Here is a 17,898-nt window from a genome sequence, read left to right on the forward strand (position 1 = left end):
ACCCCATGACTCAACACGTTCCGGCGATTCTGCAATCTGCCCCGTTCATCCGGCGGTATCCGGGCAATCCGGTGCTGGCTGCAGCGAAGATTCCTTACCCCACCGCACTGGTATTCAATGCCGGTGTAACGAAATTTAACGGCAAATATGTGATGATCTTCCGCAATGATTACGGCTCACTGGCCGATCAGACGCTTGAGCCGCACCACACCACGGATCTCGGCATTGCTTACAGTGACGACGGGCTGAGCTGGACCGCCGGCCCGAAGCCAGTGTTCAAAATGCATGACGAGGAAATTATCCGCGCCTACGACCCGCGCCTGACCGTGATCGGCGGCCGTTGTTATATGTGTTTTGCCATGGATACGCACCATGGCATCCGCGGCGGAATTGCCGTTACCGATGATCTGGAACACTTCGAGGTGCTCAGCCTGTCTACACCGGACCTGCGCAATATGGTACTGTTTCCCGAGTTGATCGGCGGCAAGTATGTCCGGCTGGAGCGTCCCTTCACGGTATACAGCCGCGGCGGCAGGGACCGCTTCGATGCCTGGATCTCCGAGTCGCCGGACCTGAAGCATTGGGGCAACTCCAGCCTACTGCTCGCCGTCGAGCAGGTGCCGTTTGCCAATGACAAGGTCGGTCCGGCCGCACCTCCGGTCCGGACGGATAAGGGCTGGCTGACCACCTTCCATGCGGTGGATGTGGACCCGGCCAGAGGCAAGCATGGTTGGGAGGACACCTGGAAGAAGCGCTATACCGCCGGAATTATGCTGCTGGATCTGGAGGACCCCCGCAAGGTGATCGGCATGAGCAGGCAGCCGCTGCTGGCACCGGAGACAGACTATGAGATTGGCGGGGGCTTCCGCAATCATGTGATTTTTCCGGGAGGGATGATTCTGGAGGATAACGGCGAGGTCAAGATCTATTATGGCTCTGCGGATACGGTAGAATGTCTGGCAACGGCCCATGTGGACGATCTGCTCCGACTCTGTCTGGAGCCGGAGCATAGATAAGATTGGAAGCAGGCTGAGGGCGGAAATGCGGAGTAACAGTGGGGCCATGTGCCATGATTGGAGCGGCTTGCGCGGAGTTTGTGCATGAAGTGCAACAATGCTAAATCAACAACAGCGACCGTGGGGAGATTATCCATAAAATGCAACAATACAGCTCAGTAGTAGCGACCAACGCAGAAATCCTGCACGAGGTGCAACAAAACCAGGACCGTATTTTAAAAGGAAACTTTGCTGATGCAGAAAAGGTTAGTATTACTCTGCCACTTCCGAAGCTGAACAGGAATATGTCGATTTTATGAAAAGAGTAATAGAGCATCACTGGTGAAATCATTATTCACTGATGACAGAGTATTTCCTAAAAATATGAAAGAGGTGTTTATTTATGCTGAAAAAGTTAAAATTATTAAGCTTAATTGTTTGTATGCTCGCCAGTCTTTTAGCTGTCGTTCCTTTGACAGCAAGAGCGGCGGATACAATTGTAAGCTATCCATTACCGTCGATCTATACCACGACCAGTCAATACACGGTAACAGCAGACTCTACAAATATACCGGTAATCGACACTTCGGCGGTATTTGTAAACTATAATTATTGTAATTTCTCTTTTTCAGGTACTACTACAATCACAATAACAGCAAGCGAGACAATCAATACCTATAATATTTCTCCCAAAGCTTTGGGAATTACTGCAACAAAGAGCGGAAATACACTTACATTTACACTTTCATCACCAACATATCTTATAGTTAAAATCAATAACCTGAAAGATCTGGTTATTGCGGCAGATGCTCTTGAAACCAATGTTCCGGCTTCATCCGGTACAGGTATATACAATGTTAAAACTCAATACGGTGCCGACAGTACCGGTGCCGCTATGGCTACAATTGCAATACAAAACGCCATAAATGCGGCTAACGCAGCAGGTGGCGGTATAGTATACGTTCCAGCCGGTGTTTATAAGTGCGGAAACCTTGTTTTAAAAAGCAATGTTTCGGTTTATCTGGAGGGTGGTTCTGTTATAAGGGGTTCAGGAAATCCGAGCGATTACACTACCCATTTTCATAAGAATTCTCTGGGTAAGGATGGAACATGGTTTATTTACACCGAAACAAATGCAAACAATATTAAGATATACGGCAGGGGGACTATTGACGGCAATGGCCATTATATGAGAAATACAAAGAATTATTTGAACAATATTCTTGTACCCTTGCAGTGCAGCAACTTCACGGTTGACGGCATAACAATAAGAGACAGCGGGGGCTGGGCTACCATAGTTACAAGATCCAATAACGTCACATTCCAGAATACAAAGCACTTCAACAACAATGAACTTGATTATGAAAATGATGCAATAGACATTCAAGAGAGCCAGAATGTACTAATAAAGCACACGGTAGCAGTATCGGAGGATGACACATACTCATTTAAGACATGGGACGTAGCAACTACGGATATAGCTGCAAACTGGCCGGGAAGTCCTGAAAACCAGTCAAATGTAGTTGTGGATGATGCTTTGGCTTGGAGCAGATGTGGAGCATTTAAGGTTGGAGATGGAGTTAAACAGCTTCAGGATGGCATTGTTGTTAAAAACTCTTATGTATACAGGTGCTGGCGCGCTTTAGCGGTAGGTCATCTTTATGGGACTACACCAGCACAAAACATCATATTTGACAATATAGATGTAGAAGGCTTCTGGCCAAGATCCGGTGTTCACTCCAGATGGTTTGATCTTTCTGCAAAAAGCGGTCCGATAAAAAATGTGGTCTATAATAATATCAATTTACGCGCTTTAGGTGAAATTTCAGTAATGAAGGGTTGGAGTGATACATTTACTGTCTCCGGAGTTACATTAAACAATGTTCGCGTCGGTGGAGTTGCGGCAACTACATTGACAGAATTGAAAATAACAGATACTAACAGCTATGCTGAAGCTCCAAAATTCAACACATTGAAATTTGAAGCGGAAGGCTATAACCTTAGTTCAGGTGTTATATCCTATGAGGCAAGCACTGATGGTGGGCTGGATGTTGGTGGAGGGAGTAATGGCGACTATATAGCATTTAAAAATGTAGATTTTGGTAGTACAGCTAAAACAAGTATTGATTTGAAGGTTGCATCCGCTAATTCCGGCGGAAGAATAGAATTCCACTTGGACAGCCCTACAGGCACTATGCTGGGTTATTGGACGGCAGAAACCACAGGCGGATGGCAGACATGGTCAGTCAAGAATATCTCGCTTAATGCCGGGACAGCTGTAGGAACCCATACGGTATATGTTACTTTTGTTAAGTCAGATTCAACCACAGTTGCAAATTTAACTTGGTTCCAGTTCAAATAGAATGGAAACGGTTTGATTTAATTGCAATAAGATGGATAAAGGGGTATATCAAATGATATGCCTCTTCATTCAGCTATAGTTTTTTTCTACGACTGACCAACTAACACAAAAAAACAGCAAGTCTCCTAAGTGAAGTGAAATAGGGACTTGCTGTTTGAGGTTTCAATTAATTCTTAAAGCTATGAATTGGAGCTGGGATTCGTCCGCCACGATTAACGAAGTTCGCGCAGTTGAAGCCGTTTACTGCTATAACTGGTGCATATCCGAGCAGACCGCCAAATTCGACCAAAGGTCATAGCTTCCAGCTTCTCTAGTGTAAGGGTACCCCACTGAGCCGCTTGAATCATGCGTGATCTTCATTGACCGGAATAAAGGCTCTACTATTAAGCCCACCTACATAGGAGGAGGCCATTACGCCACTTTTTTTAATATTGTCATTTAGGGCGTGTCTGAAAACTATCATTGAGTCAATTTAAAAATGGAAGCTATGTATATAAACGCGAGGATTGACTTAGCCAACTTATCGTAACGAGTGGCCACACGGCGAAAGTGTTTGATTTTATTGAAAAAGCATTGAACCAAGTGGAGTTCTTTCTACCGATACCAATGACCTTCCATGGATGTTGACTAATCGTTTTAGGCGGAATGGTGTAAGTGGCCTGTTTAGTCGTAATCCAGTTCCGAATCGCTTCTGAGCCATAGGCTTTGTCGCCAAGAATGTGACTTCCAATAATATCTAACTCCTGAAGCAATTCAATCGCTGGAAAAGAATAACTTGACCACCCGTCAGTAGAAAAGCTAGAGGGTTGCCTAATCCATCGTGGAAGATATTAGTGATCGGGATTTTGATCCTATTAGCAAACCCGAGAGTTATCTCGAATTTTATTTTGGGAAACCTGGAAGTGGAGGGAACAAGAGGACATTACATTCGTATGCAAAATATTGGGGGAAGGAAATTCCGCAGGAGTATAAAGATCGACAAAATGAATACTTTTACGAATCAGATGCTTCCAAAATTTTAGATGAATAAATAAGTATGAGAGTGATAGCATAGATTTTATTTATCAAGCTTCCTACAAAGGCATTTACAATATATTATTTATTGAACGGGCTTTCGGGGCTCAAGGGCATTTGTCTAAGTTAGTAAATGGATATATCCCACGAGCCCCCCAAATAATGATTACGAAAAAGGTTGGCGAATCTTTAGAAAATTCACAGCATTTAATCTGCGAAGCCGGCACCGGGACTGGTAAATCACTTGGATATTTAACTCCTGCAGCTCGATGGGCTGTCGTTAATAAGAAAACAGTTATTGTCTGTACGCATACGATCCCTTTAATGAATCAAATCGTTAATGTGGAGCTGCCAAGAGTAGTTAACATTCTTAAGATGGAGAAGTTATCACTTAAGTTCCAACATGTCAAAGGAAAAGATCATTATATTTGTAATACAAAATTAGAAGCTCTCTGGCAAGAAAAATTACGCAGTAATGATTCTGAAGCTAAACTTGTACGTGAAATTTCAAAGATGGTGAAACAAGAACGGGTTGGGGATCGTGCGGCTCTAGGATTCGATGTTGAAGACAATGTGTGAAAAAAGATTAGTGCTTCCAATTGTCCAGCCAATACTAAACCAAGCAACTGCATGTTAGAAGACCTGAAAGGAAAGATGTATACCTCCCATATAATTGTCACAAATTTCGCTTACTTCTTTAATGATCTAAAAATGAGAATGAAGACGGGGAATGGTACTCTTCCAGCATATGATGCCGTCATTTTTGACGAAGCAATCTTCAAACGAAGTGCATTTTCGGAACTCGATCATGGAAATCAAATCGAGCTTGCTCAGCTTCGTCAAACTTTTCACCAGCAAATTGATGAAGTGTACGCTCAAGTAGGAAAGAAGATGAGAGATGATCAAGGAGGATTACTTGCCTTCAAGCTTATGACAACCAAGATTGAAATTTCCGAGGTTTGTGCTACTCTAAGCCAAGCGCAGCAGTTTCTTTGATTATATGTTCCCTAAAATGATGGTAAAGCTTCAGCAAGGATTGGGCGTTTAAATCGATCCATGAAGTGCCAAGGCGCTTTTATCATTCTAGATAACAGGATCTTAACCAAGAGATATGGGGGAAGAGTCATTCGTAGTCTCCCAATGTGTCAATATTCAAGAAAATTAGTGGATATCATTCACATACTACCTTGCTAAAGAAAGGTTATTGATTCTTATGATGGGAAGAGCTCACTTAGCCATAAGTACCGGAGTTACTATTTCGATCTTAGGGTTAGCCGATTATAAAATAACAGTACCCGTAGTCGCTGTAATTGTGGTTAGTTCTCTTCATCCAGATATCGATGAACCTAATTCACTTTTAGTATCAAGAGTACTCCCAACATCCTTGCTTCGTCTTCTGCAGGGCGTACTTATCACACTTGCTGCATTCTAAACAGTATTTTCTTTGTCCTGACTGTAGTTGTGAATACGGTTTGAATTCAAGCAAAGAATTAATAGAGAGAACTTATTTCATAAGGGCTTTTGAGATTCTTTCAAATAGAAATATGGATAATTTAACCTGGCCAGAAAAAGAAAAAATATTTGGATTAAAGCGAAATAGTATTCTGAGAATTATTGCTAATGAATTTATTACTGTGATGTTAACAGCGATCTCTTCAATTCAAACAGAAAATGACTTCGCTGACATGGTCTTTGAGTGTGCTCGTGAAATGGTAGAACAAAATATTATTTAGGCTTTTGCTGTTGCAAAAGAAAATGGATTCTTTATTACGGGTCATGTTGGTGAAGAAGTTGGTCCAGAAGGTACTTGGGATGCCATCCAATCGATACCATTTGATAGAATAGATCATGGTGTTCGTGCTGTAGAGGACGAAAAGTTATTAGAATGGTTGGCAGATAAAAAAATATTACTTACTCTATGTCCAGCTTCTAATATAAGCTTAGAAGTATATCCGTCGTGGGATAAATATCCAATCAAAAAATTAATAGACAACGAAGTGACAGTATGCATTAATTCTGACGACCCACCTTGTTTTCACTATGATCTAACAGGAAATATTATTAAAATCCTTGGGGCGGGTCCTGATGGACTCAACTCCATTTTATATCTTGTTCGTGGACAGAAACTTATTCTTGTAGCACGGATATTCAGGCAAATCTATAAATTCAACCCGTGTAATTGCTTCTCACCTGGCACACAGGTGAATAACCAAGAAGGTGCCAAGCCGATTGAACAGGTTCAAGTTGGTGATATGGTCTGGTCCAATAATCCAGATACTGGAATATCCATATAGGTGAAGAGATACTAACGACCACTGATTTGCATCCCTTCTGGATGATAGGCAAAGGATGGTTGTTGGATTAAACTATAATCAGGTCGCACTTACGAATGAAGGAGTTAAAGTTTTGCATGAAATAAGAAAAGATTTAATAGAAGGAAAGATAGCACTTGGAAGAGTGAAATAATACTGTTGGAGGTACACATGAAAATATGGCAGTGGGGGTTTGAAGCGGATAAATACGAGACTGTTTCTTTCCCGAACCCACTCTAAAAAGCTCATACTCTTATCATTCATCTGTTATTCTCCCATTTGAGTTCGTAATGTTCACTATCTTAATGCAAGTGAACCGAGTTCACAAGTCTAGGAATAATAGAGAAATTGGGCTTATACTAAACTAGGGATCTTCAGAAGTGGTTATGGCGGAAACCTATTCGGGGGGTTGTTTGTTTTACTTACTGACGTATTGTCATTTGTTGGATTTTTTTATTAATATGGTTTTCCAAAGAAAAATAGTTTGTGATTTTTGGGGGAGTAGAAATTTTGGATATGATGAACATACTGGTGGAAGAACGCCATTGTCCTTTGTGTAAAAAATTGAATCATTGTGGCGCTGAAAGTGGTGACTGTTGGTGTTTCCATACAGAAATTCCACTCGAATTGCAGGAACAGATCCCGGAAGAACTGAGAGGGAAAGCTTGTATCTGCCAAAAATGCGTAGAAGCATTTAATAAACATTAACCGGGATATTAATTAATTCTCGACGAAAACCGTAATTTCATTGTATATAATTAAAGTGTAATCTAAAAAAATAATGGAGGCGCAGATGAGGAAGCCAATAATTGCAGTAGATATGGATGATACAATTTGCCATCTAGTGAAGCGAGCCATATACCATAATAATAATGATTTTCCCACGCATCTGCTACGGTATGAGGAAATGCTTGATTGGAATACGGATCATTTACGTCATCCGGATTGTACACAAGAGATTTTCTATGGGCGGCCCGGTCTGTATGAAGAGCTTGAACTGTTTGACGAACATGTCGTAGGAGAAATGGAGAAGTTGCATAACGCTTATGATGTAATTATTGTTACGGCAGCCCAACCCCAGTCGGTGGTGGAAAAATGGAACTGGCTGCAGAAGCATATGCCGTTTATTCCGATTGAAAATTTCTTTACCTGTAAGCGAAAAAATCTTATTAACTACGATCTATTGATCGATGACGGGGTGCATAACCTGGTTCCGGCATTGCAGGAGGGAAGAAAAGTGCTTTGTATTCCGCATCCATGGAATTTGCGGGCCCGTGAACAATATGCTTTTCCATTATTGACCTCATGGGAAGGTGCAAAAGAGAAGATAGATCAGATGTTAGGACGTCCAGAGAATGAATGAGACTGTTTTTTATAGATGATGTACAGAAAAATATCCTCCGCCAATAAATGAAGGTATCCCATTAGCCATTGTGGCTTTTGAGATACCTTTTTTATGTCTATTGCAGAAGGACGATTTCATTTTTATGCTCTGGATGTAAATATGTTGAATTAGTGACATTTCGATTCTTGGACTCTTTTCTTTGTATATTATTGTATATAAAAGGAGTGGACATAGTAGTGAGAACAATCGGAATTGATTTAGGAACGACCTATAGTCTTGCTGCTTATTGGGACGGCAGTCAGGCTGTAATTATTCCCAATGTACTCGGGGAGCATGTAACACCCTCGATTGTTAGTGTAGATGCAGGGGGAGAAGTATTAGTTGGAAGAATCGCACAAGAACGACTGATTACACATCCACAGTTAACTGCCTCGACTTTTAAGCGCTTTATGGGATCAGCAAAAAAATACACGCTAGGTACGATGACTTTTACTCCTGAAGAGTTATCTTCTTTTGTTCTGCGGTCACTGAAAGAGGATGCGGAAAATCATCTAGGTGAGTCCGTAACGAAAGCTATAATCAGTGTTCCGGCTTATTTCAATGATGTTCAGCGGAAAGCAACTAAGAAAGCGGCTGAGCTGGCCGGTTTACAAGTAGAGCGGCTTATTAGTGAACCTACGGCGGCAGCACTCGCTTATGGTCTGCATCAGAATCAGGAGACTTCATTTCTTGTTTTTGATCTGGGTGGAGGAACCTTTGATGTGTCAATTCTGGAGCTTTTCGAAGGGGTAATGGATGTTAAGTCGATTGCCGGAGATAACTATCTAGGCGGGGAAGATTTCACGGAGATACTAGTGGCCTATTTTATCCAAAAGAATAAGCTGGACGCGGAATCGTTAACACCAATAACGAGGTCGATGTTGTATAAGCAGGCAGAGCAGAGTAAACGAATTCTTGGTACAGAGTCTGCTGCGACTATGCGGATAGTTATTAAAGAGGAAGAATACGTGCTGACTATAGATCGCTTAGAGCTTGAGCAATTGGTGCAACCGTTACTAATACGTCTAAGGCAGCCGATAGAAAGAGCATTGCGGGATGCTTCTTTGCAGCCTTCCGATCTGGATGGGATTGTGATGATTGGGGGTGCGACTAAAATGCCTCTGATTAAGCAAATTATCAGCCGTATGTTCGGGAAAATGCCTTATGCGAATATCAGCCCAGATGAGACCGTCGCACTTGGAGCTGCGGTTCAGGTAGCTCTGAAGCAGCGTGATCAAGCGCTGGATGAAATGATTTTGACGGACGTTTGCCCCTATACATTAGGGACCAGTGTTCTGCGTAGAGGTTCAAGCGGACAAACGTCATCTGGACATTACTTTCCGATCATTGAACGTAACACTCCGATTCCTGTTAGCCGGGTAGAACGTCTATATACAGCTGCAGATAATCAAAAGATCATAAGTGTGGATGTGTATCAGGGGGAGAGTCCTCGCGTTGAAAATAATCTTTTCCTGGGAGAAATGGAGTTTCAGATTCCGCAAGCACCTCGGGGAGAAGAAAGTATAGATGTCAGATATACATATGATGTGAATGGGATTCTTGAGGTGGAGGTTACAACAGTTTCAACAGGTCAGAAGCATCAGATGATCATCGAGCAAAATGCTGGTGCAATGACGAAAAAGCAAATTGAAGCTCGTTTACTGGAACTGCGGAGTATCAAAATTCATCCGCGTGAGCGTACCGAGAACAGGCTTCTGCTTGCTAGAGGTGAGCGTTTATATGAAGAGGTGCTTGGGGACCAACGGAAATTTATCGCACAATGTCTGAAAGTATTCGAAGATGCTTTATATACTCAGAACGAGAAAGTGATTGAAAAAGCGGCACAAGCTTTCAATGAGCAATTGGCGGAAATTGAAGGGTGGTCATACTTCACATGACAATCTGGAGTATGTTGGAGATTGAACCCACAGATGAACTAGCTATCATCAAGAAGGCCTATGCCAAGAAACTGAAATCGCATCACCCCGAAGATGACCCTGAAGGATACCAGCAGCTTAGAGAAGCTTATGATACAGCTGTGAAATGGGCCCGCTCCGGGCAGCGTATAGCAAGCACTGTCCCTTCATTGGTAGGTGAGGATAAGAAAGAAATAGCAGAAGCAATATCAAAAGAAATAGAAAAAATGGTGATACAAGCAGAAAAAGTAACACGAGTAGATGAAGCTGAGGAGGAAGAAAGCGAGGAGGAAGAACAAGAAGTTGAGGAGGTAGACACCGAGGAAGAAGTAGAAGGGGCAACTTCTATACCGCATGAAAACGAGTGGGCGCTGTTTCGCCCTCTTCCCATCCAACTTGATGCTGATCTTCAAGAACAGCCAGCAGATATTTTTGACAGACAAATTAGGGAACTGTATGCGGATTTCTCGCGCCGGATTAAACAAGCTTCGTGGCATTCACTTTTGAATGAAGATTTCATGTGGAGTATAGAGCATCGTGATCGGCTAAGGGATAAGCTTATGTTGTTCCTTGATCAGCATCGGAATTTGCCTCATGCCGTATGGGAGGCTTTGGATTCATTTTTTCATTTTCGTGAGGACAAGGAAATATTTCTTCAACGTTATGATAATAAGTTAGTCGAGTACATACTAGGGCAGGTCGACGGAAGTTTGGAGATGCGTTATGAGTGTTTCCTTTTGCAGGCGTCTCTTGAGTTTGACATAGAACACTATCTAAATCTGAGGCAATCCGCTCAATTCATGCTGATGGAGGATAAACATACTGAAGCTGGTCAACTGCTCGACGAAGCAAATAAGCTGTTTCAGAATGATCCGGATCTGCAATTAATGCGAGCTAAGTATTGTCTGGATACTGCTGATTATATGGAAGCGCTGGTGTGTTTAAACCAAGTAACCACTATGTGGCCTAACGAAAGAGACGGTTACTTATTAAGAGGGCGGCTTCTCTACTATTTGCAGCGTTATGAGGAAGCGATGAAGGATTGTGAATATCTGTTGCAGGAGGATGCTGGAAATAAAGATGTGCAATGTTTAATTCTGGAATGTAAGATTGCACGTTCTCAAATTGAGGAAGCTCTTACACAAACGGAGACAAATGAGCCTAAGAAAGACGAGTTCGTTCATTTTCGTTATCTTGCGAATAAGTACATGTTGAAGAACAAAAAACTGTATCCACAACGTCTTCGTATCTCTTCGCTAGTAACCATTGGAAAGAACATTATAGGGCCTATATTATTCTATCTATTGGTTTTCCTGAAATTAAGCTGGTTCTATATTTTGGTATATACCATATGTTATTTTTCAGTTTCTGAGCTTCCCCCGCTTGTCAATGCGGTGTTCATTCTTATTATTCTATGGAAAATCAGGAACATTTGCAAAACAGCATACTTATTCTCGAACTAATATCAGGAGGCTCTACATGCTGAAGGAATACAATGTTAAGCAAAGAAAACGATTGGAAATGTATTTCCGCTGTCTTTCCTCTACCTGCATACGTGGTCTCTTAGGGAGATACTATGTGGTTTATGAGTTTGATTTCAGTAATGTCTTCTTCAAAAGAGGATTAATCAAAAATGCTTGTGAAAGATGGAATATCGAGGATGCTAACTCCTTTCATCGCCAAATTCGCTGGCTTTTAGAAGATGGCAACCGTGCAGAATATAGATCTTTACATGCTCGTTTAGCCACACTTTCCGAAACCTCACGCAGTAAATATCTTGAGGCACATAAGGATCATGAGGATTTTGTTAATCTGAAGGTTGTTGCACAAGGAATACATCAGTTGCCTTCTGGTGACATTTCTGCTTTTGGGTTAGCTTGGGTAATTTATCTGAGCCGGATTGGTTATGTTGAGGATTATTTGAAGAAGGAAGAAGCCTGGGAATACAAAATAGAAGCAGCAAGGCAGCTACAAGAACGTTATAGCAGTTGGGCGGATTATTATATAGCCTATTCCTTGGGCAGCAAATTTTCATTAGTACAATCCGGCGGATTAGTTAATCTATTTGAGACGGGATTGCAGAAGCTCATGCGAAATAGCAGCATTCTATACAGGGAAGCCGTTTGGGGGCAAAATCTGCAGCCGGAAGCCACTTAGTCCGTACTTAGGTAATTAATACCTATTGAATACCTATAGAATACCTATCCCGTGTTGCTTAAGGACCCAAAGGACGCTATTTGCAGATTTATAGCCCTTTGAGCCGGTTTTCGGACTCCAGTGCAGCTATTCCTTGAGGAAGGGGTCTTTTGTGGTGTTTTTCATGTCAATAGTGGCTATGCGGTCCGTTAGGATTCCAAATGGGGAATAATGCAGCATATAAGGTCAGCTGTGTCCGATAGGCTATGTCGTAAGTGTAAATGTGATATAAGCAAACGAAGTTTAGTGTTACAACACGAGCAAAGGTTTCGCTCAACGGATCAGATCAAAGAGCAAGCTAAAAGTAAAACGCAGCAGTAAGACCAAACAGTAAAACCAAACAGTAAAATCCAACAATAAACAATAAGACCAAACAGTAAACAGTAAACAGTAAGACTAAAACCCAGCAGTAAAACCCAACAGTAAAACCCAACAGTAAAACCCAACAGTAAAACCCAACAGTAAAACCCAACAGTAAAACCCAACAGTTTATCCAAAAAAGAGGGAGTTCCAGCTGCCATAACGTAGCTTTTGGAATTCTCTCTTTTTTGTGATGCCGGATTAATCTTGACACGATCTAATATATTTGTATATAATTGGAATAGACCGACGGTCGGTCGATAGAATGGAGGACGTTTCAGATGAGAATTTCCAAAGAAGCGGAAGAACGTAGAAATGAAATATTGGATACAGCAGAAATGCTGTTTTTTACGAAAGGGTATACCAAAACGACAGTGAATGATGTCTTGCAGGCTGTAGGTATTGCGAAGGGAACCTTCTACTATTATTTTAAATCGAAGGAAGAGGTCATGGATGCTGTAGTGCTGCGATTTATTGATGTTGGTGTAGCAACCGCTAAGCAAATTGCTGCAGATCCTAAGCTGACCGTTCATGAAAAGCTGCTGCAAATCATTATGGCGCAAAAGCCGGATACGGACAGAAAAAGCCAAATGATTGAGCAGTTCCATCAGGCTGATAATGCACAGCTGCACCAGAAAAGCTTGGTGGAAACCATTTTGCGGCTAACTCCTGTTTTGACGGAGGTCATTGAGCAGGGCATAGAGGAGGGACTGTTTCACAATCCGTATCCCCGGGAGACGATGGAATTTCTATTGATCACCTCTCAATTTCTTTTTGATGAAGGTATATTCAAGTGGCAGCCTGAGGAAATCATCCAGAAGATAAGAGCTTTTATCTATACGATGGAAATTACGCTAGGGGCGGAGAAAGGTAGCTTCGACTATGTGTTTCAAATGTTTGAGTAGGGGAGAGGGAATATTCTGAACAACAAATCCTTCGGAAATTTTATGATCATTTGGATGGGGGAGTGGATATCCAGTATTGGCAGCGGGTTGACGGCTTTCACCTTAGGGGTTTATGTGTTCCAGATGACGCAGACTGCCTCTAGCGTGGCACTTTTAACCTTATGTGCTTTTCTCCCTTCCATTGTGCTTAGTCCTTTTGGCGGCGTGTTAGCGGATCGGTTTGATCGTCGATTGATGATGATAGCAGGGGATTTGTTATCTGCTTTTGGACTAGTATATGTTCTCATCATCATGCTGCTGGGTGAACCTCATTTATGGCAGATTTGTCTAGGCGTGACGTTTAGTTCGATTTTTGTATCCTTGCTTGAACCTGCCTACAAGGCTACCATTACAGATTTATTAACAGAGAAGCAATTTGCCAAGGCCAGTGGTTTAGTTCAGCTTGCTGCGTCCTCAAAATATCTTCTTTCCCCTATCCTTGCCGGGATTTTGCTTAGCTTTATGGATATAACAACTATCCTGCTTATAGATATCTCAACCTTTCTAGTTACAGTTCTTGCAGTGATGGCTGTTCGCAGGAATCTACAGACTGAACACAGAGTCCCAACGAATCAGTCGTTTGTAAAAGATTTGAAGGAGGGCTGGGATGCTCTTATTTACACGAAAGGTGTACTGCAGCTTACGATCATTTTGTCTGTCGTTACTTTTTATGTGGGTTTTCTCCAAACCTTATATACGCCTATGCTTCTACCCTTTACGGATACGAAAACTCTAGGCACGGTATTGTCTGTAAGTGCTATAGGGATGTTGCTCGGCAGTCTGATTATTGGAGTTTTTAGCATCGATCGTAAATATATCAAAGTATTAGCGCTCGGCCTAGGATTCGCCGGACTGTTTTTTTCTTTGGTGGGACTGACCACGAATGTTGCTTTTATTACAGCTGCTGGCTTTTTATTTTTTGCAACGTTGCCTTTTGTTAATACCAGTGCTGACGTTATGATTCGCAACCATATCCCAAATGACACACAGGGGCGGGCATGGGGGATCATTGGCATTTTATCACAACTTGGTTATGTGGCTGCGTATGCTTTTGCTGGCATATTGGCTGATCAAGTGTTTAATCCTCTTTTACGAGAGGGAGGTCTGCTTACTTCATCAGTAGGTAAGGTGATAGGCACAGGGGAAGGACGGGGAATCGGCTTATTATTTATCATCTCTGGTTTGCTCATCATTATTATGGCATTTGTGATCCCCCGAATGAAATCAATCCGTAACCTTGAACGTGGATAATTGAATTCTGTATTAGAGAGGAGAAGGCCCGTCAATGCTGCTACGAATTGTAAAAAGAGACCTTCAACGCAATAAAATCATTACCTTCGGATTATTTGTGTTTATCATGTTATCGGCTTTGCTTGTTGCTTCTGCGTCGCAAGTGATTATGGAATTGTCGGGGTCCTTGAATCAGCTATTGATTAAATCCAAAGCCCCTCATTTCGTGCAGATGCACGCAGGACAAATCGACAGCTCAGCAATCGAGAGCTTTACAGCTACTAATCCACTGGTGAAAGATCAACAAACCGTAGAGATGCTTAACTTGGATGGATCTAACGTTTATCTAGGCAGTAACCAAGGCTCGGAAGCAAACAGCGTGATGGATATCGGCTTTGTAGAGCAGAATCCTTCGTTTGATTTGCTGCTGAATTTAGAGAACAAGGTGATTGAGGTATCGGCAGGAGAAATCGCTGTCCCCATTTATTATATGAAGCAAAAGAATCTGAAAATCGGCGACGTAGTTAGCGTTTTAGGTGAACAGTTCGATAAAAAGTTTGTGATTACTGATTTTGTAAGGGATGTCCAAATGAATCCAGCCATGGTCAGCTCCAAACGTTTTGTCGTAAACGCTGCTGACTTTACAGCGCTTAAACAAAAGCTCGGCGAACCTGAATACCTGATTGAATTTCAGCTTACGGATCTATCCAAGCTCAATGATTTCCGCAATGAGTATCAATCCTCAAATCTGCCCAATAAAGGCCCCTCTATTGACTATCCTTTATTTAAAACGCTGAATGCACTGACGGATGGGATTATCGCAGTTGTTATTATTTTGGTAAGTGTTCTGCTGATGCTGATTGCTATTTTATGTCTCAGATTTACGATGATCGCTACCTTGGAAGAGGATTACAGAGAGATAGGTGTCATGAAAGCGATTGGGATCACGCAGCAAGATATTCGCAGCATTTATTTAGCAAAATATATCGTGATGGCAGCCGTCGCCTCTGTATGTGGATATTTACTATCTTTAGGTGTGGTGCGTTTGTTTACAGCCAATATTACTTTGTATTTGGGCGTTGCTCCTGCCAGTATACTTCAATATTTTGTTCCTGTCCTGGCGGTAGGTTTGATCTTTGGAGTTGTTGTATTCTTTTGCCGGATGATTCTTAGACGCTTTAATCGCATCACGGTTGTAGAAGCTTTACGGTCAGGTACGAGGGGTGAAGCAAGGATTAACACAAGCAGATTTTCACTTAGTAAGCGTAAATTTGTTAACGTGAATGCTTTTCTCGGGGTAAAAGATGTTTACGGGCGCTTCACCATGTACGGATTATTGTTCTTCGTATTTGTGATCAGTTTGTTTATCGTTCTAGTGCCAGTGAATATATTGAATACCCTTCAGTCTCCCCGGTTTGTTTCTTATATGGGCGTCGGTCAGAGCGATATTCGTATAGATTTGCAGCAATCGAACCAAATAGAGAAGCGTTTTAATGAGATGATAACCAAGCTTGAAAATGACCCGGACATCTCTAAATTATCTCCACTGATTACTTCTAGATTTAAGGTATTAGGTAGTGATGGTGTATGGGAATCGCTAAATGTTGAAACCGGTGACTTTACTATTTTTCCGCTCTCGTATGTTAATGGAGGAACTCCTAGCAGTGCAAGTGAGATCGCTCTTTCTGACCTGAACGCCAAGGAACTGAATAAAAAGGTGGGGGATACCGTTTTTTTAGAGGTTGCTGGGGTGGCAAAAAAATTGACTGTTAGCGGGATCTATCAGGATATAACTAATGGTGGCCGAACCGCAAAAGCGCAATTGCCATATGATCCGAAGACGGTTCTCTGGTATGTAGTAGCTTTGGATGTGAACCCGGGAATTTCCGTCCAGGCAAAAATGGATCAGTACACCAATTTATTTTATCCAGCAAAAATCACTCATCTGCAAAGCTATTTAGCTCAAACATTAGGAAATACAATTCGCCAATTGAAGCTAGTTACAGGCTTATCCATCGTTATCGCATTTTCGATTTCGGTATTGATTACCTCTTTATTTCTGAAAATGCTGCTTGCCAAGGATTCTTCGCAAACCGCTATTTTGAGAAGTGTTGGCTTTACGTTAGGAGATATTCGTAGGCAGTATCTGGTAAGGATGCTGATAATATCAGGGCTGGGCGTCATTCTTGGTACTTTTGCGGCTAACACTCTCGGGCAAAAAATTGCTCAAATGCTAGGCTCTTTTATGGGTGCTTCTAAGATACAGTTTGTAATCAATCCGGCGGTAGCCTATCTTATTCTTCCGCTACTTTTCATGCTGATTGTAGCGCTCACCACCGTAACAAGCACGATCTCAATGAGAAAATCCAGTATAGCCAAACTAATTGTCGAATGATAGGAGGTGGCAGAATGTTCATATTAGAGACGAAGGGGTTAAAAAAAAGTTATTCAACAGGGCAAGGAACTCCGCAGTCGATATTAAAGGATGTTCAGCTTCAGGTGTCACAGGGGGAATTCATAGCTGTCATGGGACCTTCTGGTTCAGGAAAATCAACATTGCTGTATACGATCAGCGGGATGGATAAGTTGACAGCGGGAAGTGTTATTTTTAAAGGGCAGGAGATCAGCGGAGTTTCAGAGAACGAATTAGCCGGACTGCGCTTAAAGCATATGGGCTTTATTTTTCAGCAAATGCATCTGTTAAAAAACTTGAATATCCGCGACAATATCATCCTGTCTGCTTATCGGGCGAGAACCAGCAGCCGTAGAACTATCAATAAAAGAGCAGCCGAGTTAATGAACAAAACAGGAATTGCTACGCTGGCTGAACGTGATATTACACAGGTGTCAGGAGGACAATTGCAAAGAGCAGCAATCTGCAGAGCACTCATTAATCAGCCAGATATATTGTTTGGCGATGAGCCAACCGGGGCGCTTAACTCAAAAGCAGCTAGTGAAATCATGGACATATTAGCAGATATTAATCAATCAGGAACAACGCTTATAATCGCCACACATGATGCCAAAGTCGCTGCTCAAGCTGAGCGTGTCTTATATATGCTAGATGGCAGCATTGCAGCTGAGCAACGGCTTGGAAAATATAATCGCGTAGATGGTGAATTGAAAAGGCGGGAGGAGAAGCTTGCGGCCTGGCTATTAAAGCTGGGATTCTGATTGGGGATCTA

Annotated in this window: 16 protein-coding genes and 1 pseudogene; 16 read left to right on the top strand and 1 reads right to left on the bottom strand. The window is 42.1% G+C overall.

Translation table 11 applies throughout. The annotated features are described in order from the left end of the window. Nucleotides 1–5: 5 nt before the first annotated feature. From MKY63_RS21500 to MKY63_RS21510, 3 genes are all read left to right on the top strand, one after another. Nucleotides 6–1,016: a glycoside hydrolase family 130 protein gene (locus tag MKY63_RS21500; protein WP_339809787.1), complete on the top strand. Its 1,011-nt coding sequence runs from the start codon at nucleotides 6–8 to the stop codon at nucleotides 1,014–1,016. 140 nt (nucleotides 1,017–1,156) lie between these two features. Further along, nucleotides 1,157–1,315: a hypothetical protein gene (locus tag MKY63_RS21505; RefSeq protein ID WP_155986566.1), complete on the top strand. Its 159-nt coding sequence runs from the start codon at nucleotides 1,157–1,159 to the stop codon at nucleotides 1,313–1,315. A gap of 83 nt (nucleotides 1,316–1,398) precedes the next feature. After that, nucleotides 1,399–3,357: a carbohydrate-binding protein gene (locus tag MKY63_RS21510; protein ID WP_339809789.1), complete on the top strand. Its 1,959-nt coding sequence runs from the start codon at nucleotides 1,399–1,401 to the stop codon at nucleotides 3,355–3,357. A gap of 166 nt (nucleotides 3,358–3,523) precedes the next feature. On the opposite strand, the pseudogene MKY63_RS21515 reads toward MKY63_RS21510, so the two are convergent. Beyond that, nucleotides 3,524–3,799: pseudogene (locus tag MKY63_RS21515) on the bottom strand (DUF711 family protein); the annotation flags it as partial. Nucleotides 3,800–4,533: 734 nt separating this feature from the next. On the opposite strand from MKY63_RS21515, the gene MKY63_RS21520 reads away from it, so the two are divergent. From MKY63_RS21520 to MKY63_RS21580, 13 genes are all read left to right on the top strand, one after another. Further along, complete coding sequence (locus tag MKY63_RS21520) at nucleotides 4,534–4,950, top strand: DEAD/DEAH box helicase (protein WP_076100173.1); 417 nt, start codon at nucleotides 4,534–4,536, stop codon at nucleotides 4,948–4,950. 138 nt (nucleotides 4,951–5,088) lie between these two features. Beyond that, nucleotides 5,089–5,367 (top strand): hypothetical protein, encoded by a 279-nt coding sequence (locus MKY63_RS21525; RefSeq protein WP_339809791.1) that lies wholly within the window; start codon nucleotides 5,089–5,091, stop codon nucleotides 5,365–5,367. A 217-nt stretch (nucleotides 5,368–5,584) separates the two neighbouring features. Continuing rightward, nucleotides 5,585–5,803 carry a hypothetical protein gene (locus MKY63_RS21530; RefSeq protein ID WP_143758656.1) on the top strand — a complete coding sequence of 73 codons (219 nt, stop codon included), beginning with the start codon at nucleotides 5,585–5,587 and terminating at the stop codon, nucleotides 5,801–5,803. Between the two features lie 40 nt (nucleotides 5,804–5,843). After that, nucleotides 5,844–6,104, top strand: coding sequence for a hypothetical protein (locus MKY63_RS21535; RefSeq protein WP_141240325.1), 261 nt, complete (start codon nucleotides 5,844–5,846; stop codon nucleotides 6,102–6,104). Nucleotides 6,105–7,199: 1,095 nt separating this feature from the next. Then, nucleotides 7,200–7,391, top strand: a complete 192-nt coding sequence (locus tag MKY63_RS21540) for a cysteine-rich CWC family protein (protein ID WP_339813589.1) — start codon at nucleotides 7,200–7,202, stop codon at nucleotides 7,389–7,391. 85 nt (nucleotides 7,392–7,476) lie between these two features. Next, entirely contained in the window at nucleotides 7,477–8,046 is a 570-nt protein-coding gene (locus tag MKY63_RS21545) for a hypothetical protein (protein ID WP_076129874.1), read from the top strand. A gap of 218 nt (nucleotides 8,047–8,264) precedes the next feature. Continuing rightward, complete coding sequence (locus tag MKY63_RS21550; RefSeq protein WP_038572263.1) at nucleotides 8,265–9,965, top strand: molecular chaperone HscC; 1,701 nt, start codon at nucleotides 8,265–8,267, stop codon at nucleotides 9,963–9,965. Next, entirely contained in the window at nucleotides 9,962–11,446 is a 1,485-nt protein-coding gene (locus tag MKY63_RS21555) for a J domain-containing protein (protein ID WP_076317127.1), read from the top strand. Before MKY63_RS21550 ends, MKY63_RS21555 begins: the two co-directional genes overlap by 4 nt. Nucleotides 11,447–11,462: 16 nt before the next feature. After that, nucleotides 11,463–12,140 (top strand): DUF1266 domain-containing protein, encoded by a 678-nt coding sequence (locus MKY63_RS21560; protein ID WP_076100182.1) that lies wholly within the window; start codon nucleotides 11,463–11,465, stop codon nucleotides 12,138–12,140. 680 nt (nucleotides 12,141–12,820) lie between these two features. Continuing rightward, complete coding sequence (locus MKY63_RS21565) at nucleotides 12,821–13,444, top strand: TetR/AcrR family transcriptional regulator (RefSeq protein WP_076141075.1); 624 nt, start codon at nucleotides 12,821–12,823, stop codon at nucleotides 13,442–13,444. Between the two features lie 42 nt (nucleotides 13,445–13,486). Continuing rightward, nucleotides 13,487–14,734: an MFS transporter gene (locus MKY63_RS21570; protein WP_326047738.1), complete on the top strand. Its 1,248-nt coding sequence runs from the start codon at nucleotides 13,487–13,489 to the stop codon at nucleotides 14,732–14,734. Between the two features lie 34 nt (nucleotides 14,735–14,768). After that, nucleotides 14,769–17,108 carry an ABC transporter permease gene (locus MKY63_RS21575; RefSeq protein ID WP_339809793.1) on the top strand — a complete coding sequence of 780 codons (2,340 nt, stop codon included), beginning with the start codon at nucleotides 14,769–14,771 and terminating at the stop codon, nucleotides 17,106–17,108. A gap of 14 nt (nucleotides 17,109–17,122) precedes the next feature. After that, nucleotides 17,123–17,887 carry an ABC transporter ATP-binding protein gene (locus MKY63_RS21580; protein ID WP_036688966.1) on the top strand — a complete coding sequence of 255 codons (765 nt, stop codon included), beginning with the start codon at nucleotides 17,123–17,125 and terminating at the stop codon, nucleotides 17,885–17,887. The last annotated feature ends 11 nt before the right edge of the window (nucleotides 17,888–17,898 follow it).

This window comes from Paenibacillus sp. FSL R7-0189, from assembly GCF_037969925.1.
GTDB classification, from domain to species: Bacteria; Bacillota; Bacilli; order Paenibacillales; family Paenibacillaceae; genus Paenibacillus_AQ; species Paenibacillus_AQ odorifer.

What these genes read in the sequence shown, in the direction of transcription:
- MKY63_RS21525 (WP_339809791.1), top strand. Translation starts at nt 5,089, where the DNA reads ATGAAGACGGGGAATGGTACTCTTCCAGCATATGATGCCGTCATTTTT.
- MKY63_RS21570 (WP_326047738.1), top strand. Translation starts at nt 13,487, where the DNA reads ATGATCATTTGGATGGGGGAGTGGATATCCAGTATTGGCAGCGGGTTG.
- MKY63_RS21580 (WP_036688966.1), top strand. Translation starts at nt 17,123, where the DNA reads ATGTTCATATTAGAGACGAAGGGGTTAAAAAAAAGTTATTCAACAGGG.
- MKY63_RS21520 (WP_076100173.1), top strand. Translation starts at nt 4,534, where the DNA reads ATGATTACGAAAAAGGTTGGCGAATCTTTAGAAAATTCACAGCATTTA.
- MKY63_RS21540 (WP_339813589.1), top strand. Translation starts at nt 7,200, where the DNA reads ATGATGAACATACTGGTGGAAGAACGCCATTGTCCTTTGTGTAAAAAA.
- MKY63_RS21545 (WP_076129874.1), top strand. Translation starts at nt 7,477, where the DNA reads ATGAGGAAGCCAATAATTGCAGTAGATATGGATGATACAATTTGCCAT.
- MKY63_RS21505 (WP_155986566.1), top strand. Translation starts at nt 1,157, where the DNA reads ATGCAACAATACAGCTCAGTAGTAGCGACCAACGCAGAAATCCTGCAC.
- MKY63_RS21510 (WP_339809789.1), top strand. Translation starts at nt 1,399, where the DNA reads ATGCTGAAAAAGTTAAAATTATTAAGCTTAATTGTTTGTATGCTCGCC.
- MKY63_RS21560 (WP_076100182.1), top strand. Translation starts at nt 11,463, where the DNA reads ATGCTGAAGGAATACAATGTTAAGCAAAGAAAACGATTGGAAATGTAT.
- MKY63_RS21565 (WP_076141075.1), top strand. Translation starts at nt 12,821, where the DNA reads ATGAGAATTTCCAAAGAAGCGGAAGAACGTAGAAATGAAATATTGGAT.
- MKY63_RS21575 (WP_339809793.1), top strand. Translation starts at nt 14,769, where the DNA reads ATGCTGCTACGAATTGTAAAAAGAGACCTTCAACGCAATAAAATCATT.
- MKY63_RS21530 (WP_143758656.1), top strand. Translation starts at nt 5,585, where the DNA reads ATGATGGGAAGAGCTCACTTAGCCATAAGTACCGGAGTTACTATTTCG.
- MKY63_RS21500 (WP_339809787.1), top strand. Translation starts at nt 6, where the DNA reads ATGACTCAACACGTTCCGGCGATTCTGCAATCTGCCCCGTTCATCCGG.
- MKY63_RS21555 (WP_076317127.1), top strand. Translation starts at nt 9,962, where the DNA reads ATGACAATCTGGAGTATGTTGGAGATTGAACCCACAGATGAACTAGCT.